The organism is Providencia stuartii, from assembly GCF_029277985.1.
In the GTDB taxonomy this organism is placed as follows: domain Bacteria; phylum Pseudomonadota; class Gammaproteobacteria; order Enterobacterales; family Enterobacteriaceae; genus Providencia; species Providencia zhejiangensis.
Genome location: NZ_CP119546.1, coordinates 1,623,290 through 1,644,267 on the forward strand (window position 1 = coordinate 1,623,290; position 20,978 = coordinate 1,644,267).

Here is a 20,978-nt window from a genome sequence, read left to right on the forward strand (position 1 = left end):
AGGAGGTAATGTATGAGTAATAGTAGGGATAGATTGGCACTCGGTATTGCAATTTTATCACTAGCGGTATCTGCCGTGGCTGTTTACCTTACTTATTCAGGAAATAAAAGTCAGGAAGCTAACTTTATTCGTGCGGTTCAGCCTCGTATTTCTATTGTTCCCCAAGCGGATCCTAATAATAACGGGATAGGTTTTTATTTTTATAATGATGGTCCTGGCGTTGGCTATATTGAAAATTTAATAGTTATTGATAAAAACGGTCAGAAATTTGATTTATCTGATACCAGCGAAAAAAGTCCCTCTATAGCGTTAGCGGATATAATTGAATTCAATCAAACTTGTTTAAGGATGGGGTACCCTAAAAAAGGAAATTCGTTAGCAGTAGATAAAATGGAGCCGTTAATTGCGATTAGTACCCCAATTACCAGAATAGATTGTGCTAAATATTTAAATGAAATGGCTCGATACACAAAAAATAAAACATATAACTTTCAAGTTGAAATAATTTACCTTTCAAGTTATGGGAAGAAATACGAATATTCCTTCCCGTCAAATATAACAAGAGAACTAGATTAGTGATTCTTCCTCTTCGGCGACGCTTAAGTCGTCGAAATCATCTTCACTCGCGACACGGGCACCTGCGAAAGCGTCACCATCACGGAAGAACTGAACACCACCAAGTGAGGCGGAAATACCCTTGCCTTGGTTGTCATAGGCAAAAATGGTGATGGTTGCGTTAACATAACAACCGGAGTAAGGGCGATGATCTTGTGTTGTTAACGGAGTGCGGTCACGGTCAATAACCAGCGGTCGCACTTTATTGCTCGCACTGATGTACATATGATCTGCATAACCGTCATACTCAATCTTTTCATCACCATCACGGAAGTTAAAACGTTTAGAATTACCACGAATTGATTTGAGAATAGCACTGGCTTTTGCCCCCCATTTTGCGGTAGCGGCTTGTTTAATCGCGCTTTCAATCGCTTCGATTAAATCAGTACGGTTTTTCGGGATGAGAAACGTTCCGCGGAATTTATAATCACCTTGCCCGTTAACTTGGGTTGCTTCAAATAAATCAGGGAATGCCAAACGGACGTTGGATAATTTAACTTTCATATTGGGGACCTTTAATTAAATGGGATCAGCGATAAGTGATTTTTCGGTCACATTATCAAAATCATTTTTAGGATTCATAATGAGGGCAGCGGGGAATACAATCACAGGCTTACCTTCAGCTCAGCGAATGAGTGCCGCGAGTTTTGTCTAGCGATGAGGGTTAACTTGCTTAACCAATTTTCGGTTTTGTCAATTTTAGCTTGGCTACCCCATTTATTCGTGACTAGCTTTAAGCCTTATATTGTGTGGTTTGTATAGAATAGTTCTTTCCTGCGGCGAGTTGCCAAACGGTGTTAACATGCGGGCTTATTGCCTCGGCTATTTCAGCATTAACTTATGGGCTATCTGTTTTATTTAACGGATATGACCTAGCCCTGAGCTATTTTCTTATCGAGTTTGTAAAACAGATTCACCCAGCGTATGAGCGACGGTACTTGCTAAAGTCAATTCAGGTTTCGTATTGAGTACCGTTAATTCTAAGGATAAGTTCCTGCTGCATATCAGCGAGTTAACTTTCTAAGGCTTTTTTCGCCAGCGCAACCACTTCGGCTAATTTATCTTCGGGCACTTGACCTAATTTTTTAGCACCAAACTGAGTAAGAATTTCAACCGCGTTATTGCGATAGCCGCCTTTTGCTAACTGCAAAATGAGTTTTTCAGCTTGCTCAAACAGCACTTTAGGGTCGGTATCTTCTGGCGTTTTGCTCGTGACCTTACCGGCCCTGAGAAGTTCGATAGCAAATTCGCGACGTTCAGTAATACCGACGATATCAGACCAATGGCGTAGCATTTCCAAACACAGGTCGTGGATGGTGTTATTTGGTAAGTTGGTGACTTCCTCTAAATTCACTAGCGCCATATAGAGGGCATCGGCTTGGGTATTTCGATGTTTACCCGTAGCAGCTATGGTTGCATTGACTTTATCAAGTTGTTCAGTCGTGAGTTCGTCAAAGTTACCGTTAAATAATACCGCTAAGACAGCGAGTTGCTCTAAATTGAGGGTATGAATATCAATCGGGTTAATGACAGAGTGTGTGTCTATTTTAGCAGTTTCTTTTTTACTGATTGTTTTTGTTTCAGCTTTGCTCAGTTGAGATTCTGCATCTAGTGTTAATGTGGTATGAGGCTGTGCGACTGCGCCTGATTGCATTGTGGCAATTAATTGGCGCATGACTTCGGTGTTTTCTTTAATTGCTAGTTCGAGACTCATTTTGATACCTCAAAGATATAAGGTGATAGGGAAGGTGGTGTTAGGATTTTGTTTAAGAGCTTTACGTTTTTGTTGATAACGTAAACGGCGAACGTTGTTATTCATCGGAAATTTATCCGATGGCAAAATTTTGGCTTTTTTCATTGAATGATTTCCGAGGAATAATAAAGAATTATTTTTTAAATATTAGGTGGAGTATTTTTGATGATCATTGACAATACTCCTTTGCGTTATCATTAAACACAAATACTGATATACTCCATTTCACTTAAATAAATGGATTATGATTGTGAAATTACTTACTGCTGCTGCGATCTTGTTCTCAGCATCTGGCATGGCTACAAATCAGTGCAAGCCGGATGATGTTTGTATTGTATTTAGGCCAGACTCTATAGAAGAGAAGGGCTTCTCTGTTGAGTGTGAAAATATTTACTTGGCTGAGTTAAAAGATGACTTGTACGACAGCAAGAAATTGATTGTAAAAATGACAAACCCCATAGACATAAAAAATAAATCGTCACTAACCGGCTATAGTTTTGGGGTTATCAATATCCTTAACCATAACTATGGCGGAGCAAGAATTGACATTAGCCTTTCAGATAATATTTATTTATCCATAGATGAATCTCAAGTCAATGCCGCAAATGCACTAATAAGTTGCGTTGATTCGCTTAAAGCTAAGTAGTTAACTACCATTTTTAACTAAACACGATGCTAGCTGTTATATTTCACGCCGCAGAAAGGGCAGAACGAGAATGTAACGGGGAAATCCTGCCTAGTCATGCGAGCTTTTGGTGTGCCGTCCTTCTTGAATTCTTGATAACTGATACTGTATTCAATGAAATAATTAACTGACATGATGCCGCTAGACATAAACAAGCCCGACTGTTTCCACCCAGCGGATCGTAGGTTTGCGTCTTCTGGACGTTTTGCTTTGATGCGACTTTCCATGTCCTTGCCTAGTTTCGTAAAGCATTCACACATATCTCCATCGCCTGCCTATTAATCAACTCATTATAGGCCACTCATTGAATGGCCTATAATGAGTGGTTTTGCGTTTGTACAACGCCTTACTGCCAGTGTTGCCCATTCCTTGCCGTTCTCACTCTCGTGCGGAAGTAACCTTCTTAGCAAACAGATCGTGCCTGCTAATACGTCGCATTTTTGCGTAGGGGTCTAAACAGGTGGCTTTGTACTGTTCCGACTTTCTAGATTGTTAAAGAGCAAAATCTTACTAGTTATGTGGTAAGTCGTGTGAATAACAATACTATAAAAATAGTATTTGTAAACAGTTAAAATTGTATTTTAGTCTGTGAGATACTTATCTATTTGTTTTATAAATTAATTAAACGAGTAAAAATGATATGGAGATGTGGCAAAGAGTCTTCTTGGCTGCTTGCAAGAAAACTCTCTTTGAAGGAATTGGGGGGAGAAATTACCTTTTTCGACGGTAAATTCGGTGTTCCACCATGACACCAATAAGCGCAATTTGGTAGTCGTGGCTATTGAGTGTAGGATAATCGGGATTTAACGGAACAAGCTCAAACTCGCCGGTACCAATGCCTAGCGGGCGATACTTCTTAAATGTTCCCTGATTTCCGCCATTTTTTGCAAAAACGAATTCGCCAGGATTAGGGCAAAGTTCCGTGTCGATAACAACGATATCCCCCTCTTTAAACTCAGGGTTCATGCTGTCACCTTCTATTCTTAGTGCGAATGCGTTTTCACTAATATCATCATCAACTAAGATATATTCAAAATTTCCTTCATGATCAGTAATGGGGTCTGCATCCTTAAATAATCCGGCCTGAACGTAGCTTAATAGGGGAACTCTACGAGAGTTTACCTCCGCCATTGGCATAATGCTTTTACCATTGAGTAGCCACTCTGGGTGACACTGTAAAGCTTTAGCCAGTTCTATGATATTTCTTGGTTTTCGTGTCCTACCGTTTTCAATCGACTCGACAGATTGCTGGCTGATATTTGCGCGTTCAGCTAATTCAGATTGGGTTAAATTAAGTGCTAACCTACGCTGTCGTACCCTTGTTGCTAGTGACATTTTTGTGATTCCTAGGAGTATTTTTACCTCCCACTATTAATACTAATTTTATTGTATTTGACAAACAGTTTTTGTGGTGATGAAATACTACGAATATTGTTAAAGGGGGTCGTTAATGACACTTGGTAATAGAGTAAAACAAAGACGTAAGCTACTTGGTTATACGCAGCACGATTTAGCTGAAGAAGTAGGTTTAACGCAACAAGCGATCAATAGAATAGAGAGTAATGTCATTTCTCGACCTCGATTTATCCTTGAATTAGCACAAGTTTTACAGTGTGACCCGGAGTGGTTGTTAAAGGGCTCATCAGTTTCAACGAAGGTTTAGCCTATGCGGATCACCTATTCAGTAGGGCGCTCCGCTAGGGATAATCGTCCTCAATTAGCGCAAGCGCCTAGCTTTGATGAGTATAAGTTAGCTATCAAAGCGCTTAAAAAAACGATTAATGTGTCTCCAAATGACTCAATAGAGGCCATGCGTGAGAAAAAGGCACGTCTTAATTATATTTGGGGTGCGTTGATCAATAAAACCAAAGGGCGTAGTGCGGCTAATGCCGGTCATCGTCACGTTCTTTGGTTAGATATGGATGGCTGCTCTTTAGATGCTTGGAACCGGTTAACCGGTGTCCTGAGTATGTACCGCTGTTTTTGTTATACGACGGCTAGCCATGAACACCCAACCGCCAATAATGAGCAACGCTGGCGCATCGGCATTATGCTAGATAACAGCGTGACAGCTCACATGTATGCCGAATTAGGTCCACGTGTTGAACAAGAGATCATGGACTGTTACCAGCTGTTAAGCGATGAGCCTGTCAAATGGGATCGCTCTGTTTATGAGCCATCTCATATGGTATTTGCCCCGCATGAAGGCGCTGAATTCTTAGAGTTCGATGGTGCGGTGATTAATGTTGATACCGTTCTGGCATCCAATCTCGTCTTGCACAGTAACGCTGTTGATGGCTCTGATTTTAATACAGTATCGGGCGATGACCTAACGCGCTTAGTCGATTTAAGCCACATTGATAGTCACACTTTTGATGATATTCGCTCTGCGCTGTGGCATCCGCAGGTATTACGCCTTGCTGAAAATTACCCAACTTGGGTTGATATGGGGAATCGTTTGGCCTGGTTCAAAGATACCGATTATGAAGATAAGGCCAAAGCGTTATGGGTTGAATGGTCCGCTAAAGCAGACAAGGGCGATGAAGAGGCTGCAATAAATAAGTGGTCTCAACTCCGTGCTGACCGCACCGGCTACCAAGCGATATTCACGTTAGCCCAAAAAGAAGGGTGGATTAACCCTGGTTGTGAGCGTTTAAAAACAGCGGTTGTAACCGTAGACGATTTTGAGGCGATCCAAGTCGTTAACGAGCCATTGCCTTTACCTTCATTTAAGCGTGATAAATATGGCCGGATAGAATCTACCATTGATAATGTGGCTAAAGCGGTCATGCACCCCGACTTTATCGATATCGAAATTCGCTTTGATACCTTTCGCGATGAAATTATGTTCGCGCCAACCGGAACCAATGAATGGCAACAGTTTAGCGATGCGGACTATTCGCGTTTACGTATTGCGATGGAAAAGCGCGATTTTAAACCTGTAGGGCGTGAGCTGATCCGTGATGTGGTTTTACTTGCTGCGGAAGAGAATCAATTCGACTCGGCTATCGAGTGGCTGACTAACCTAGAGTGGGATGGCGTTAGGCGTGTTGAGACGTTTTACCACACGCATTTTGGTGCGGAGAACACACCTTATACCCGCGCTGTTTCTCTCTATATGTGGACGGCGATGGCAGGGCGTGTTTTGGTACCGGGGATTAAAGCTGACATGGTGCCTATCTTAATTGGTGCTCAAGGATGTGGGAAGTCCACGGGGGTCGCGGCGCTATGCCCTGATCCGACGTTCTTTACAGAAATCTCTTTTGCTGAAAAAGATGATGACTTAGCACGTAAAATGCGCGGTCGTTTAGTCGCTGAAATTGGCGAGCTACGCGGACTGAATACGAAAGAGCTTGAATCCATCAAAGCCTTTGTCACCCGCACACATGAGAACTGGATCCCAAAGTTTAAGGAGTTTGCCACACAGTTCCCGCGTCGTTCATTAATTATCGGTACCACCAATGAGGACGAGTTCTTAGCCGACCGTACGGGGAATCGCCGTTGGCTTCCGGTCGAGGTGATTAAGGTCAACGTTGATGATATTCGGCGTGATGTTCTTCAACTGTGGGCCGAAGCCCGCGAAATGTTTAAAGCGGATGGTGTCCAATATGAAGCCGCTGAATATTTAGCCTCACACATTTATGAAAAATACACCATTAAAGACGCTTGGTTAGAAATTATTGAACGTTGGTTGGATGAACCTGATTTGATGACGGGTGAAAAACCGCGAACGCGTGGTTTTTTACGTGCTGCTGACGTTTTGCGAGAAGCGTTGAATCTCGATCCTAAAAATATCTCAAGGCGCGAACAAATGCGAATTAGCAATGTTCTGCAAAATTGTGGGTATAAATCGATGCGTAAATTCCTTGAAGGTAAGCAGCAACGTGTATTTATTTGCGAATAAGACAACCTAGACAACCTATAAGCGCAAGGTTGTCTGCTTTTAACATATTGATAATTCATTAATTAGATAACCTAGACAACCTAGACAACCGTTTAAAAAACGATACACATATAAGTATATCGGCGCTAAAAAAGTATTAATAGAAATAGGTTGTCTAGGTTGTCATGGGTTGTCTAGTTGCTCAATGAGTTATTTTTACTTGCTTCAGTTAACCAAATGCTTTTTGTCGTTATCGATGCCTGAAATTGGGGCAATTGGTACAGAAAAACACAGGTCGGAAACTATGAACAGAGATATACAGAAAATTTTGACACATTGGGGCGGCTGGTCTGCTGGTAATCATTATGCTGCGTTAGGGTGGTCAACAGTGGCGGCAGGCTTTAGCGATTATTCACCGAGATCTAGCGGTAATAGGCTGTCGTGTAGTGATGAGGACGGTTTAGTCATTGACTTATGTGTCGCTAAACTTTCAACCGTCGGTATGGAACGTGAGCGCGCTTATCTTGAAGAATATTACATCAAGGGCAAATCTAAACGTGCCGTTGGGCGTAAGTTCAAAATCCGAGAAGATGAGGTGCGAAGGCAGATGCAAATTGCTGAAAGTTTTGTTTTGGGTTTCTTAGAAGCACTTAATATTCAATTGGATATAGATATTTTGCATAAAAAACACTCAATCGATACGCTGAAATTAGTGCGACCGCAAAATGTGTGTTAATCTGATAAAAATGGTGTTCTACCCATGGCAAAGGCCCTCAGTTTGAGGGCCTTTTCTTTTTGGGGACCGCAAAAAAACTATCAAAAATAAACCTTACGCTCCGGTTTTTAGTTAAACAGCAATAGTGACGATTTGTTAATAAAATGTTGTTCGCGATAAACAGTAAAAATAGCCTAGAAGATAGTGATTTTTAGCTGTTTGAGGTGACATTTTAATTGAGTTCAAAAATCGCGGGGCGTGTAAGGGCTATAATGTTAAATAGACCTGTTTTTCACGAAATTATCTAAAAGTCACCTCGGTGGCTTTTTTGCTTTCTAGGCAATGAAAACTCTATTTGCTAGCTTCTATCTTGCACATAGCGGCATTAAAGCGAGTAGGGTTCTCATTGTGGGGAAAATTAGCCGCAGGTGACTGATGCTTGATAAGGCATGGCGCAAACTCAAACTGAGGAAAGACTGCCTTCACAATACCTATAACACGCTGAAAAAGTTCTGGTAGCACAGAACAGCCCGCATGAGCTAAATCATGCTTCAAATAATCACTTCTTCTTTTATCCCCTCAAATGAGGGCGAAAAAACAGAAATCCCCAAAAACTTTTAATTTCGGGCACTCCGTAGGGGGTGGGATTATGCGTATGGATAAATACAGCAACGCAGCCTACGGCAGTGCTGGGCTTACAGCATTCTTTGCAAGCTTATCGCTGTATGAGTGGGGCTTTATTATCGGGATGGCGTTTAGCATCATTCTTGGACTCGCCACCTTCTTTATGAACCGACGAGAGCAGCGAAAACGAACGCGTTTATTTGAAGAACTGGTACATAAAACCGATCCACAAAATCCCTCTGCGACAGCACGAATAGCGGCTGAACTTATGGCAAAAGCGCCTAAGGATATCTAATGTCACTCAAACAAAAATTAACTGTGCTTGTAGGTGCAGGGGCATCGGCTATCGCTTTAACCGTGATTGCGCATTTTGAAGGGGTTAGATATGAGCCTTATGAAGATGTCGGCGGGGTATTAACGGTCTGCTATGGGCATACAGGGAAAGACATTGTCCCTAATAAAGTTTATTCAAAAGAAGAGTGCAACGAGCTGTTAGAACGGGATTTCATGAGAACCAAACAGCAGGTCGACCGGCTAATCAAAGTTCCCATCAACGAACACACAAAAGCGGCACTATATTCATTTGCTTTCAATGTGGGTACCGGCGCATTCGCTAAATCAACCATGCTTAAAAAGCTTAATGCAGGTGATCAATATGGCGCTTGTGAAGAGTTAAAAAGATGGGTTTACGTGGGTGGTAAAGTGTGGCGTGGGTTGGTTAGTCGCCGAGAAGTGGAGGCCGCTATATGTCATGGAAAGCTGTAGTGGTTATTGCTGGTTTTGTTATTTATTTCATGGTGTTCATTGTTTCGGGCGTATACCTGCTTACTGACAACACGTGCGCTATTGACAAAACCAGTTTAGAAAAACGTTGCTTGAAGGCATTCGAACATTACAAAGGGCGACAAGTTAACTTTTAATTTTCTAGACGGTAATTGTCATGAATACAGCGAGAGCATTGCTATTTATTGCAGCGTGGGTGGCCGTATGGGGGATGTGGAAGCAGCATGAAAGGATAGAGGAATTACACACCCAAAATGCTAGGTTGCTGGCTGAACTTACAGAGCAAATCAAAATCAATGAAGATTTCCAAGAGCGCGTCCAATCCCTTCATAAGCTGGATATTAAGCATACTCAGGAATTAGCCAATGCACAGATTGAAATTGACCAGTTGCGTATTGCTGCTGAGCGTCATCCTGAGCGGGTGTACATCAAAGCCAGTTGTAAAAAATCCGAAGGCACTACCGCCTCCGGCTTGGATGATGCAACCACCGCCCGACCTGATGACGCCGCTATCCGAAATTATTGGTTACTCAGAGAGCGAATTGCGGAGTCAACTCAAATCATCTTAGGTTTGCAAGATTACATAAAAATGCAGTGTATCCAATAACCAATATGCAAGGTTTTACCCATGTCATTCGGTGAGTGGGATGTAACCTTGTGGTACCCAGTGAAGTGAGATACCAGCAGATAAACGCCAATTATCCCAAATTTTTTTTCTCACCTAAATTCATCGGGCTAAGCGGTGGGAGATAGCTCAATACAATGAGTGTGGCGATTCGACATGTGCTTCCCGTCAAATATCAGTTGCTAGGTTAATCATCTCAAATCAAAGGGAATTCAGTCGATACGACGAACACAGACGCTGACCTATTTGGCCCAACCGCCTGACTACTGTTTGATTAACGCCATCTTTTTTACGCCCTCAAATGAGGGCTTTTGGGTATACACGATATTCAAGCCATACAGCGTGGCTTATCACCCGGTTTTCAGTTGTTAACGGTCGAAACATGATGTGCGGGTGATACGAATTGAAAATGAAATGGTTGTAAATCAATGTTTTGTATAGAGACAGAAATTTATGAAAGATTATGATGTTGAAATAGCTATTCAAAAACAAATCTTGATGCAGCTGAAAGAAGTCGGCATCGAGATCCCCGTTAAAGCGGGTTTTCCGTCTATCAAGCAAGACCGTGAAGATAATATGGTGGTCTTTTTTCCCATAAATGAACACGGTCACGGTTGGCAAAGTAGAACCTATCACGTTCAAGGTAATAAAGCGGGTCACCAAGAACATCAGTTATCTGAAAAAACGTATCAAGTTCAAGTGTTTGTGACTCAAATAGAACATTATACGTCCACTGATATCGCGGCTATTGTCAGAATGATTGTCAATTCGCTACCTTTTGCCACCACGCTGAGAAAGCAAGGTATTGGCGTGCAGCGAGCAACGTCAGTTCGCCAACCTTACTCTGTGAACGAACATGGTGATTACGAACAAAATCCTTCATTTGATTTTAATGTGACCTTTAAACGTTCTCTTTTCCCTGATACAGCTGCCATTAGTGCACTTTATCCTGATATCCATCGCATATAAGGTTTTTACTATGCCAATTAAACAAACTCGATACGTTGATATCGCATCGGCGGTTGTTGGCGCGTCTTCTGTTCCGATGCGTAAACTAACTGCTCGTTTATTTTCTACCAATCCTAAAATTCCAGCGGGTAAAGTGCTTGAATTTGCAAATGGTCAAGTCGATGAATTTCTGGGTGTTGATTCTCCAGAAGCGCATTTTGCTCGACAATATTTTAGCTATGTCAGTCCTGCTCCCGTGAGTAAGCCAAAAGAATTACAAATTGCGTCTTATGAACCAGTAGGGCGGATGCCTACACTGTTTGGTGTTAAAGCGGCAGCGTTAGCGGACTTAAGCGCGATTGCCGATGGCACTCTCTCTGTCACTATCGGTACTGTGACCAAAAACTATAAAGACATTGATTTATCGGAAGCAAAATCTTATGCGGATATTGCGTCCATCATTCAAACGAAACTCAATGCAGAAAAGGAACCGCAATTTTCCAGCAGTTACTTGACGTTTAATGCATTAGAGAGTGCTTTTGAACTCAGTGGAGGAGTGCAAGAGAGTGCTTCTATCCACGTTGATTATTCCGTGCTGGCTGATGCCATGGGGCTGTCTTCAGGTAGCGCATCTGAAGGTAACCCTGCACAAACACCGCTGGAAGCCTTTATTGTGGCAGAGCAAGTGTCGGACTCATTTGGGAGTGCCACCTTTTTAGCTGAACTGACGTTAGAGCAAGCAGTGCCATTAGCGCAGTATGTATCGGGTGAGAACGTCAAATACCAGTTACACATTAACGTTAGTGAAAAGCAGGTTGAAGATTTCAGCGCGGCTTTAATGGACACTGCGTCTGTGGGCTTGAACCTAAAAACGGACAACGTTCACTTTATTCAATCGTTACCTATGGCGGTGATGGCGGCGACCGATTATGACCGGACTAACGCCACGACAAACTATATGTTTCGCCAACTCGGAGTGACATTCCCAGCACAAGTGACCACGGATAAAGCGGCTGATCGATTCGATAAGTTGCGTGTGAATTATTACGGTGAAACCGCGATAGCAGGCTCACAAATTCGTTTTTATCAGCGAGGCTTCTTATGCGGTGGAGCATCAAACCCATTAGATATGAGTGTGCACGCCAATGAACAGTGGTTAAAAGCCTATATTGCTCAGCAGTGGTTTAGCTTGCTGTTGGCAACACGCGGTGTTCCAGCGAATAAAGACGGTGAAGCACGAGCGTTAATGGTGATTGCTGGTGCGGTCACAAAGGCGATTAATAATGGCACGATTTTAGCCGGGAAAACATTGACAGATGCGCAAAAACTCGCCATTTCGGACGCATCCGGTGATGACCTCGCATGGTATGACGTACAAGATAAAGGCTATTGGTATAACGCACAGATTGTTGAAAATACAGGAAAAAGTGGTCTGCCTGAGTATGTCATGAAATACGTATTGATTTATGGCAAAGGCGATTGGGTTCGCAAAGTCGAAGGTTCTCATAATTTAGTCTAGGAGTAGAACATGCATGATGTATCTGCAACCGGTTTGAGTTTTATTATTCAAGCCAACAAAACATTTCCCACAGGGATTTTAATTACCGCCTTTGCTGACGATGCGGATCCGCTGGATTTACCCGCGGTCGATATCGCACAAACGGGCATGGATATTAACGGTAACTTGGTGAGTTGGTCCACTCCGACACCACAAACCGTCACAATTAACGTCGTAGCAGGTAGTGAAGAAGATCAGAATCTGTCTATTTTGCTCGAGGCTAATACCGCTAAAAAAGGGCGTCGACATGCTGGGGATATCATTACCTTTGTGGCGTCTTATGGTGATGGTTCAACGGTCACGGCGCGTAATGGCAAAATTACCAATGGGAGCCGTGGTAACTCAGCGGCTTCCGCAGGGCGTTTGAAATCCAAAGCCTATACCTTTGTGTTTCAGGATTTCGATAGCACGCGAGTACGTTAATTTATTTCAAATTATGGCGGGGGATCCCGCCTTTTTTATTGGTGTTCACTATGCTAATTAAGCCTAAAGAAGTTGCTATCAAAGATGTTGATGGTATTGAAAAATCATTTGTAATTAGTCGACTACCCGCTACGGTTGGGCGCGAAATCTTAGCCAAGTACCCGTTATCCAATGCACCTAAAATTGGTAATTACGAGGTCAGCAAAGAAGCCATGCTGAAGATGATGGCATACGTATGTGTGGTTATCGACGGTGAAGAAATACCGCTTAAAACACAAACGCTCATTGATAATCATGTGACTGACGGCGAATCCCTGATCCGCTTAGAGTTGGAAATGCTGAAATATAACACCAGTTTTTTCGGGAACGACGGGAGTCAAGGTTTCCTCCACTTCCTGCTCAGCAAGGTAAGCGGTTCACTCCCGTCGATTATAAAAACGCTGATGGGTTCTTTGCCGTCATCGTCAGTGAACGCCTCGCCACCTTCACAGAGCTCAAAACCTCAATAGATTTAGAAGAAGCAATGGACCTATGGGAAATTGCCATTACTAACCGTTATAACGAAGCCCTTGCGGCTTCAAAGGATCGCTAATGTCATTAATGGATACCTTTGTGCAGGTCTTTGAGTTTGATACAAGGCAAGCGAATGAGGCATTTAAAAAAGTGCAACGTTCGACCGATGACATTATTGATGCCATGAAACAAACTCAACAGGCAGCGGAGCAAAGTTCACTGACCATTGGGAGTGTCATGGCTGAACTTTGGCGATCACTACAAAGCCTATCAACCGACCATAAAATCCATTTCACAACCAATGCCAATGACGTCAGCGCTGAAATAAGTCAAATTATGGTTCGGTTGGATGCGGTGGGGTCATCATTAAGCGCCCTTGATGCGCTGCGTCAAAATACAGAAACCGCGTGGTCATCCGCTGGGGAGGCATTAGGGCGTTGGGGGCAATCGCTACAGACTGAAATCGCCCAACTTAAAAATGACCTTGGTACCTTATCCGTGGGTGACCAAAAAACGGCATTAGAACAAGTAAAAAACGCAGTCAGTGAGTTTATTCATGAGCTGCAAAAAATTCCGCTAACCACAGCCGATGGTGCCACAGAAGTTGAACGTGTGATGGCGCATTTGCACGAATCGGTACAGGGCTTATCCGTTGAGCATGCTATTGGTTTTGTAGTTAATGCGAGCGAAGCCATTGCACAAACTGATGCTATCAAAACACGGTTAGATACGGTTACGAATTCGATGGCTAACCTCGATACACAAAGAGCAATCTCTGATGAAGGTATGCGATCAACGAGTATTGTTCTCAGTGACGTAGAGGCTCATTACCAGGCATTGCAACAAGAGTTGACTCTGCTGAATCAAGGTGTCACAGACCTGGCTAATACCGAGCATCAAGGCATCACAGCTAAACGGCTCTCAAACGCGATTATTCAAGCATTGCAAGGTAATTACACGGAGTTGATTCACCTTGTGGATACGATGAAGGTGAAGGGAATCGAAGCGGCTAACAGCGAAATTAATGCTCAAAGAAATGTGCAACAAAACATTGATAGCACGCAAAGCAAATATCAGCGGTTGGGTAATACGGTCATGTCTTTTGTTAAAAAGGCATTTGCTGCGGAGAAGTTACTGGCGGGGGCGAAAGCCTTAGTGGAAGCCTCTATCACACGTTCGGCTGAAATAGAATCTCTCGATAATCTAGGCAAAAAAATCAATGTAGCGGCAGTCGATGTGGATGCTTTCGCTGGTTCAATGGCCGAACTTGGTGGCTCGCGTGATGCAGCTCAAGCCGATTTATCTGCGATGGCAAAATCGTTTGGATTTGCTAAAAACTCCATGGAAAAGGTGTTACAAACCGCGGATAAAGTGCAGGGCATGAAGTTTGATAAAGCGAAAGCGACGCTCTCTGCCTTGGGTGTCACGGACGATAAAACCGTTGAACTCATGATGAAAGGGCGTAAAGAGCTTGAGCACATGATGGAGGCTCAAAAAGAATACTCCGGTATCAACAAAGATAGTATTGAGCAATCTATTAGGTTTAACAAAGCGATGCGAGGCTTTCAGCAATCGTCAGATATGCTGAAAAATAGCTTACTCGAAATGGTGATCCCGATTTTAGCCAAAGGGGTAGAGTGGATTAATCGGTTTGTCAGCTTCTGCAAAGAAAATCAAACATTCATCGTGGGTTTTTTTATTGCGATGGGCGCTGCTATTACAGCTTTTTATTTGCCTGCGATGTTATCGGCAGCAGCAACGACTTTGGCGTTTGCATGGCCTATTTTAGCGTTAATTGCCGTTATTGCCTTATTGGCAACAGCGTTCGCATTAGTTTATGACGATATCATGAACTTTATTGATGGCAACGATTCGATGATTGGTCGCTTGCTGGATAAATATCCCGCCTTAAAAATTGTCATTATGGCGTTATGGGAAGCGTTTAAAGCGCTTTTTGAATACCTCAAAGTTGCCGCCAAATTTGTGGCTGACATTGTTATTGATGCGTATAACCTCATGAATGATGCCATGGATGAGTTCATCGGTTGGCTGGTGGCAAGTATTCAAGACGTTATCAATTGGGGGAAAGGGTTTGAAGGTATCTTTAATACGGTTTCTGATACCGTTGTGGGTATTTTCAAATGGCTTTGGAACCAAATTAAACAGTATTTAGGCTGGATTAATGACGGGTTGGATGCGATCAAAAATGGCTGGAAGACGGTTAAAGGTTGGTTTGGTTTTGATGATGATGCCGAAATAACGCAGACCGTTGAGCGCAAAGTGTCAGTGAATGGCACGATTGAATCTCAAATACCGGAGACCCCTAAACTTTCCGAGGATGATACGGCTTTTCTAGTCACAGGTCTGAGTCAGCACATTAACGGCATGTCAGCGAATACGATGAATTCGATGACCAGCCAGGCGATCAGTAATCAATCTAACATGACTAATGAAACTAACGTGTCTATTGGTGAGATTAAAGTGGAAACCCAAGCGACAGATGCTCAAGGTCTCGCAGCCGTCATGAAAGAGGCATTAACTCCCCACTTACAAGATTTAGGGCAGCAAAACAATACAGGGCTGAGTAAATGATCACAGAAATTAAAATTTTCAACATTGATGACTTCACGGTGCTATTTGAGACGGCTAGCCCCATCCAAATTAATGTACGCGATGAACACAAAGCCACGCAGTTTACTGTTGAGTCTGGGGAAACGCGTAGCGATCACGTTGTGGTACAGCCAGTTGAAATTAGCATGAGTTTGATTTTAGTCGGTGAATTGAAAAATGCCTTTGAAATGATGCAACAAGCCTATGATCAACATCAATTGGTTGGCATACAAACGCGAGTCAAAACGTATCAACCACTCTTGTTAGTGAGTTTTGATCACGATGAAAGTCCTGACATGACAGACGCGATCAAACTCTCATTGCGGTTTACAGAGTGGCGCAATATAGAGCCTGAATACGGGGCTCTGCCGCCCAGAAAAGTGGCTAAAAAAGCGCAGTCGAGCACCGTTAATTGCGGCAAGGTACAAACATCGACAATCCCTAAAAAAAAGAAAAAGTCTGTTATCGTCAAAGTCGTAGATGGTTCATTTAATGCAGAGGAGTGAGCATGCAAGAAATTCCATTAAGTGCGATACCCAATCAACGGATCAGAGTGACACTTGATGGCGATGATTGGGAATTTACGCTGAAGGCAGCGCGTGATGTGATGTGCTGTGATATCAAGTGTAATGATAGGGTTTTGTTACAAGGCTTGCGAGCGATGCCAAACCAATCCTTGATCCCCTACCGGTATTTATCAAGTAAGAGCAATTTTGCGTTTATCACGAATAATGATGTATTACCTTGGTGGGAGCAATTTAATCAATCTCAATATCTGGTGTGGTGGAGGGAGGATGATTGATTTACGCCGTATTCGATTAGGCATTGAAGTCAATGGTCGATTGCAATGGTATGAGGGGCTACGTGTTCGTGCAAGTGGCACCAAGTACGCTAACCCTTTACAGAATGAATGTACTGTCAATATCGATGGCCTCAATTCTGCAACACGTAATATGTTGTTGACCGAAACTAGCCCTTATACCAAAGCGAAGAAGCCACATCGATTAATTGTTGAAGCGGGTCGTGCCAGTACTGGTGTGTTTCGGATTTATGTAGGCGATATTGTCAGTGCCGAAATTGCCTCGCCACCTGATGTCACACTCACATTAAAGGCCAAAACTAACAATGCAACGGCACGTGACATTGTTTCTTCATCGGGTAGCGCGATGAGCAAAATGAGTGAGTTAGCTAAAAATATTGCACAGGATTGTGGGGTGAGATTGGACTTTCAAGCGACCGATAAAAATATTGCTAACTGGTATTTTTGTGGGTCGGCACTCAAACAAGTGGAGCGATTGCAAGATGCCGGTAATGTGAAAGCATTTATTGATGATGACACCTTGTATGTGAAAGACCGCGACAAAGCTTTAAACGGCCGTTTACGTATTCTCAATCAAAAGTCGGGCATGGTGGGTATTCCGAAAGCGACTGAAAAAGGTGTTGACGTCACTTATTTAATTGATGGTGAATCGTCATTAGGTGGCATGTTACGCCTGGAAAGCAAGTTTAATTCTGCGCTAAACGGTGACTATATTATTGAGCAATTAAAGTTCGACATTGCCTCTCACGACGACTCATTTTTTTACCAAGCGTCCTGCAAACGAGTGTAAACCATGAACCAACCTAATAATGATATTGCTAGCGAAGGCAGCTTGGCAGGGCAATTTATGGCTGCGTTTCGTAGTCTATTGATGAATATTGATGACATGCTTCCCGCCACAGTGGTGAGTTATGACGATAAAACTAACCGCGCTGTTATCAAACCATTAGTCATGATGGTGTCGACTGAAGGACAAAAGATTGCTCGTGCAGCCGTTCCTAATATCCCCGTGTTTCGCTTTGGTGGCGGCGGTTTTTTTATTCGTATGCCGATTAAGGAGGGGGATTTTGGCTGGCTCAAAGCCAATGACCGCGATATTAGCTTAATCTTTCAGCGAGGAGGGTTGGAAGATGAACCGAATACGGCTCGCTTACATACCTTCAGTGATGCGATGTTCTACCCCGATACGCTTAAAGGTTGGCTGATTGATGGTAAAAATACGGATGCATTGGTTATTCAATCTATGGATGGCTCGGTGTGTTTAGCACTGCATGAGGGAAAAGTGGTGTTAGATTCCCCCATTCTTGAGGTCAATGTTCCTGAAACGACATTTAATGGCAACGTGACGATTAATGGTAACCAGCAAACCCATGGTAATAGTGAGTCAAGTGGTGGCACGTTGAAACATAATGGTAAAGATATCGGTTCAACGCATAAACATAGCGGCATTCAAAGTGGTAATAGCAATACAGGAGCGCCCATATGATGACCTTTGATGTCAATAAAAACAATGATATTCATTTGGGAAATAGCGGCAATTTAGCTATCGCCAATGGTGAACGATCATTGAAAAATCGCTGTGAACACTATGTCAAAGCGATACGCGGTGAAATGCTGCATAAGCTGGATAGGGGGATTCCTTATTGGAAAACGACATTTGGACGCCAGGCTGATATTCCGCTCTTTGAATCCGCGTTTCGGGATCGTATGCGTGAACTCAATGATGTGATATCGGTCCTGTCTTTTTCGGCTTCATTGGCGGATAACACACTGAAATATACCGCTGTGATCCAAACGATTTATGGGGAGATAACACTCAATGGCTGATTATCAATTCATTACATCGCAAGGCGTTATTATTCCTGATACCAGCACCTTACGTGATGATGTTGAAAGCGAATTTAAAAGTGTGTTTGGCCAGGATCTGGATGTTTCGCCAGAAACACCACAGGGCGCACTGATCACCATGGAAGTTGAAAATCGGGATGCGATTGTGCGAAATAATGCCGAACTGGCTAACCAAATTAACCCTGATTTAGCCGGCGGTATTTTCCTTGATGCAATATGGGCGTTAATGGGTGGACAGCGTTTTGATGCGACACATTCTTTTTTATCTCAGGTGCAATTCACCGGTATTGCCGACACCATTATCCCGAAAGGTTCACAAGCTGCCTCGCTCAATGGTGATTTATTCGAAACCACTAAGACTTTAATTATCGGTCAAGATGGTTCCGTGACGGGGGATATGCGGTCCATTGAAACAGGGGCAATTGAATGCGGAGTGGGGCAACTCAATAAAGTGGCCAGTTCGGTATTAGGCTGGGAAACCGTTCATAACCCGAGTACCGCAGTATTGGGGCGTAATGCGGAAACCGATCTACAATCAAGGCGACGACGTAAGCAGACGTTAGCGAAAAACACCGTCAGTGTGGGGGAGGCGATCACTTCCGCACTTTACGCATTAGAAGGTGTGCGTTCGTTGGCGTATCGAGAAAATTACACTGACCAACCGATGGTTTTTGACGGTATCACTTTAGTTCCTCATAGCATTTATGTGTGTGTTGAAGGGGGCGATAAAGAGGCGATTGCCCGTTCATTGTTACGCACAAAGACACTGGGTGCCGCTTTTAACGGTAGTGAAAAAGTTGAAGTATTGGAAGCTATCAGCGGTCAAACTTACCCAGTTAAATTCGATAGAGCCAAAGAAATTGTGCTGTTTTGCCGAGTAACGGTAAAAAAAGCGACGGTGGATGCACAAACAATTATCCCCGCCGCGGTTGAGGCGTGGGCAAATGGTGATATCGATGGTGAGGGGGGGTTAGTGGTTGGGCGAGATGTTTCTCCATTTGAAATTTCGGCAGGGATTAATGCTGTAGAACCTCGATTATTTATTACAGGTGTTGCACTTTCGAACGATGGTAAAACTTGGTCATCCAATAACTACGAAATCAAAATGAATGAGGTGGCAAGGCTCAAACGTAGTGCAGTACAAGTGGTGATCACATGATAAAAATCCAATCCTTCGATTTTCATTCTGATTTATTAAAAGCCATTCTTTGGCAATATGAGGATGCTGAGAATCTCAAGGCGTTAGCCAAATACAAAGCGGACTACTTTGATCAATCCACGATACAGTTTTGGCGTGATTGGTACCGTGATGTGTTTAATATCGATACAGCAAATGAGTTCGGGCTTAACATCTGGGCGCGTATTCTTGATGTGCCATTGGGGATTGATGTTCCGCCCAGTGATAAAACCAAAATTGGCTTTGGTTTTGGCAAAAAGAAAGCCAATTTTAACGCTAACTTTCGGCGTAATGCCGATTACACCTTATCACTGACCGTCGACCAAAAACGCCTCATTGTGCGTATGCGCTATTTTAACCTTACGCAAAGCCCAACGGTGACCAATATTAACGAATTTCTTAAACGATTCTTTTGGCAAGCAGATAGCAAAGTGTTTGTGCTTGATCCGCTGGATATGACCTATCTGTATTACGTGTTTAATTTCAATCCTGACGAACATTTACGAGTACTTCTTGAAAACTTTGATCTTATGCCACGCCCATCGGGAGTTGGTGTCAAATATCGTATCGTGACGAAGAAAGCTTTCGGCCACGGCCAACATCGTAAAAACTTTCTAAGCAGTAATTTCGGAGCCTAAAACCCATGACAAAAATATTTAAAATCCCCTTTGCAACACAAGGGGATCGTAATGCTATTCCTGATGCAGTGCAGGGGGATGGTTCAGTTTCTTACACTCAAGGTTACAGCTATGACTATGAGCGTGATCAACAAACTGACCCTGCTGCTAAGGATATTGAACGTGAAAAAATGAATGCGTTGTTTCACGATATCACGGGAGCGATTGGTGAATTGCAAAGTTATGGCATTCCCCTATGGGCAGTGGAGGGGAAGCCCTACCCAATTCGTAGTGTTGTTTATCATAAAAATAAAACATGGCAATCCAAGATTGAGAATAACAATGTTGAACCTGCCGCAGGGGCTGCATGGCAAGAGCTGAAAGCGGATTTAACGGCGGGAGATATTCAGGTTTATAACAAAACCGAATCGGACAAGCGGTTCCAACCATTAGGCAACTATCAAACCGCCGGCTACAGCTATTCGAAGGCAGAGTCAGATACGCATTTCCAACCGAAAGGAAACTACGCCCCAGCGGGTAACTATGCCGTCAAAGGCGAAAGCTACACGAAAGCAGAAGGGGATACACGATACCAGCCAAAAGGCAGTTATCAGCCCTCGGGGGATTATGCCTTAAAAGGAAGCAGTTACACGAAAAGCGAATCCGATGGCAAATATCAACCAAAGGGCAGTTATCAAGCGGCAGGCTACAGTTATTCAAAAGCAGAATCTGATACTAAGTATCAACCCAAAGGCAATTATGCCCCAGCGGGAGATTATGC

Annotated in this window: 26 protein-coding genes and 1 pseudogene; 22 read left to right on the forward strand and 5 right to left on the reverse strand. The window is 43.2% G+C overall.

All coding sequences use genetic code 11. The features are described from left to right. Positions 1-12: 12 nt before the first annotated feature. Positions 13-576, forward strand: a complete 564-nt coding sequence (locus P2E05_RS07015; RefSeq protein WP_154635753.1) for a hypothetical protein — start codon at positions 13-15, stop codon at positions 574-576. Here the strand turns inward: P2E05_RS07015 and P2E05_RS07020 are convergent. From P2E05_RS07020 to P2E05_RS21650, 3 genes are all read right to left on the reverse strand, one after another. Next, positions 568-1,119, reverse strand: a complete 552-nt coding sequence (locus tag P2E05_RS07020) for a DUF2815 family protein (protein ID WP_163861010.1) — start codon at positions 1,117-1,119, stop codon at positions 568-570. The two genes, P2E05_RS07015 and P2E05_RS07020, sit on opposite strands and share 9 nt — an antisense overlap. Positions 1,120-1,627: 508 nt before the next feature. Further along, positions 1,628-2,329 (reverse strand): hypothetical protein, encoded by a 702-nt coding sequence (locus tag P2E05_RS07025; RefSeq protein ID WP_163861011.1) that lies wholly within the window; start codon positions 2,327-2,329, stop codon positions 1,628-1,630. 9 nt (positions 2,330-2,338) lie between these two features. Further along, positions 2,339-2,473: a hypothetical protein gene (locus P2E05_RS21650; RefSeq protein ID WP_276123071.1), complete on the reverse strand. Its 135-nt coding sequence runs from the start codon at positions 2,471-2,473 to the stop codon at positions 2,339-2,341. A gap of 145 nt (positions 2,474-2,618) precedes the next feature. Between P2E05_RS21650 and P2E05_RS07035 the strand changes: the two genes are divergently transcribed. Then, positions 2,619-3,014 (forward strand): hypothetical protein, encoded by a 396-nt coding sequence (locus tag P2E05_RS07035; protein ID WP_154621888.1) that lies wholly within the window; start codon positions 2,619-2,621, stop codon positions 3,012-3,014. Positions 3,015-3,043: 29 nt separating this feature from the next. Here P2E05_RS07035 and P2E05_RS21655 read toward each other — a convergent pair whose 3' ends face one another. Further along, a complete protein-coding gene (locus P2E05_RS21655) occupies positions 3,044-3,280 on the reverse strand; it encodes a hypothetical protein (protein ID WP_163861012.1) in 237 nt (78 codons plus the stop codon). 484 nt (positions 3,281-3,764) lie between these two features. After that, positions 3,765-4,388, reverse strand: coding sequence for a LexA family protein (locus P2E05_RS07045; RefSeq protein ID WP_154621886.1), 624 nt, complete (start codon positions 4,386-4,388; stop codon positions 3,765-3,767). Between the two features lie 115 nt (positions 4,389-4,503). On the opposite strand from P2E05_RS07045, the gene P2E05_RS07050 reads away from it, so the two are divergent. The 20 genes and pseudogenes from P2E05_RS07050 to P2E05_RS21920 all read left to right on the forward strand — a co-directional run. Next, a complete protein-coding gene (locus P2E05_RS07050; RefSeq protein WP_154621885.1) occupies positions 4,504-4,716 on the forward strand; it encodes a helix-turn-helix domain-containing protein in 213 nt (70 codons plus the stop codon). 3 nt (positions 4,717-4,719) lie between these two features. Further along, the gene (locus P2E05_RS07055; RefSeq protein WP_276123072.1) at positions 4,720-6,957 is read left to right on the forward strand and encodes a VapE domain-containing protein; all 2,238 of its coding nucleotides are present in this window, start codon (positions 4,720-4,722) and stop codon (positions 6,955-6,957) included. A gap of 283 nt (positions 6,958-7,240) precedes the next feature. Beyond that, positions 7,241-7,672: an antiterminator Q family protein gene (locus P2E05_RS07060; RefSeq protein ID WP_154621883.1), complete on the forward strand. Its 432-nt coding sequence runs from the start codon at positions 7,241-7,243 to the stop codon at positions 7,670-7,672. Between the two features lie 628 nt (positions 7,673-8,300). Beyond that, positions 8,301-8,570: an HP1 family phage holin gene (locus tag P2E05_RS07065; RefSeq protein WP_154621882.1), complete on the forward strand. Its 270-nt coding sequence runs from the start codon at positions 8,301-8,303 to the stop codon at positions 8,568-8,570. Continuing rightward, complete coding sequence (locus tag P2E05_RS07070) at positions 8,570-9,040, forward strand: lysozyme (protein WP_154621881.1); 471 nt, start codon at positions 8,570-8,572, stop codon at positions 9,038-9,040. The genes P2E05_RS07065 and P2E05_RS07070 overlap by 1 nt, the downstream gene beginning before the upstream one ends. Beyond that, the gene (locus P2E05_RS07075) at positions 9,022-9,195 is read left to right on the forward strand and encodes a hypothetical protein (RefSeq protein WP_167520916.1); all 174 of its coding nucleotides are present in this window, start codon (positions 9,022-9,024) and stop codon (positions 9,193-9,195) included. The genes P2E05_RS07070 and P2E05_RS07075 overlap by 19 nt, the downstream gene beginning before the upstream one ends. Before the next feature lie 20 nt (positions 9,196-9,215). Next, positions 9,216-9,665: a lysis protein gene (locus tag P2E05_RS07080; protein WP_154621880.1), complete on the forward strand. Its 450-nt coding sequence runs from the start codon at positions 9,216-9,218 to the stop codon at positions 9,663-9,665. 471 nt (positions 9,666-10,136) lie between these two features. Next, complete coding sequence (locus P2E05_RS07085) at positions 10,137-10,652, forward strand: phage gateway protein (RefSeq protein ID WP_154621879.1); 516 nt, start codon at positions 10,137-10,139, stop codon at positions 10,650-10,652. Positions 10,653-10,662: 10 nt separating this feature from the next. After that, entirely contained in the window at positions 10,663-12,150 is a 1,488-nt protein-coding gene (locus P2E05_RS07090; protein WP_154621878.1) for a DUF3383 domain-containing protein, read from the forward strand. Between the two features lie 9 nt (positions 12,151-12,159). Continuing rightward, positions 12,160-12,612: a phage tail fiber protein gene (locus tag P2E05_RS07095; RefSeq protein WP_154621877.1), complete on the forward strand. Its 453-nt coding sequence runs from the start codon at positions 12,160-12,162 to the stop codon at positions 12,610-12,612. Positions 12,613-12,662: 50 nt separating this feature from the next. Then, the gene (locus P2E05_RS07100) at positions 12,663-13,121 is read left to right on the forward strand and encodes a hypothetical protein (RefSeq protein ID WP_154621876.1); all 459 of its coding nucleotides are present in this window, start codon (positions 12,663-12,665) and stop codon (positions 13,119-13,121) included. Positions 13,122-13,203: 82 nt separating this feature from the next. Beyond that, entirely contained in the window at positions 13,204-15,717 is a 2,514-nt protein-coding gene (locus tag P2E05_RS21660) for a hypothetical protein (protein ID WP_195848131.1), read from the forward strand. Then, positions 15,714-16,241 (forward strand): phage baseplate protein, encoded by a 528-nt coding sequence (locus P2E05_RS07110; RefSeq protein WP_247047228.1) that lies wholly within the window; start codon positions 15,714-15,716, stop codon positions 16,239-16,241. The genes P2E05_RS21660 and P2E05_RS07110 overlap by 4 nt, the downstream gene beginning before the upstream one ends. A 2-nt stretch (positions 16,242-16,243) precedes the next feature. Next, positions 16,244-16,537, forward strand: coding sequence for a phage baseplate plug family protein (locus tag P2E05_RS07115; RefSeq protein WP_154621874.1), 294 nt, complete (start codon positions 16,244-16,246; stop codon positions 16,535-16,537). Further along, the gene (locus tag P2E05_RS07120) at positions 16,530-17,345 is read left to right on the forward strand and encodes a baseplate hub protein (protein ID WP_154621873.1); all 816 of its coding nucleotides are present in this window, start codon (positions 16,530-16,532) and stop codon (positions 17,343-17,345) included. The genes P2E05_RS07115 and P2E05_RS07120 overlap by 8 nt, the downstream gene beginning before the upstream one ends. A 3-nt stretch (positions 17,346-17,348) precedes the next feature. Beyond that, a complete protein-coding gene (locus P2E05_RS07125) occupies positions 17,349-18,041 on the forward strand; it encodes a Gp138 family membrane-puncturing spike protein (protein ID WP_276123073.1) in 693 nt (230 codons plus the stop codon). Further along, positions 18,038-18,382: a hypothetical protein gene (locus P2E05_RS07130; protein ID WP_154621871.1), complete on the forward strand. Its 345-nt coding sequence runs from the start codon at positions 18,038-18,040 to the stop codon at positions 18,380-18,382. Before P2E05_RS07125 ends, P2E05_RS07130 begins: the two co-directional genes overlap by 4 nt. Next, the gene (locus P2E05_RS07135) at positions 18,375-19,562 is read left to right on the forward strand and encodes a baseplate J/gp47 family protein (RefSeq protein ID WP_269723881.1); all 1,188 of its coding nucleotides are present in this window, start codon (positions 18,375-18,377) and stop codon (positions 19,560-19,562) included. Before P2E05_RS07130 ends, P2E05_RS07135 begins: the two co-directional genes overlap by 8 nt. Beyond that, on the forward strand, positions 19,559-20,218 hold the full coding sequence (locus tag P2E05_RS07140; RefSeq protein WP_154621869.1) for a DUF2612 domain-containing protein: 660 nt from the start codon (positions 19,559-19,561) through the stop codon (positions 20,216-20,218). Before P2E05_RS07135 ends, P2E05_RS07140 begins: the two co-directional genes overlap by 4 nt. Before the next feature lie 5 nt (positions 20,219-20,223). Then, positions 20,224-20,604: pseudogene (locus tag P2E05_RS21920) on the forward strand (phage tail protein); the annotation flags it as partial. Between the last annotated feature and the right edge of the window lie 374 nt (positions 20,605-20,978).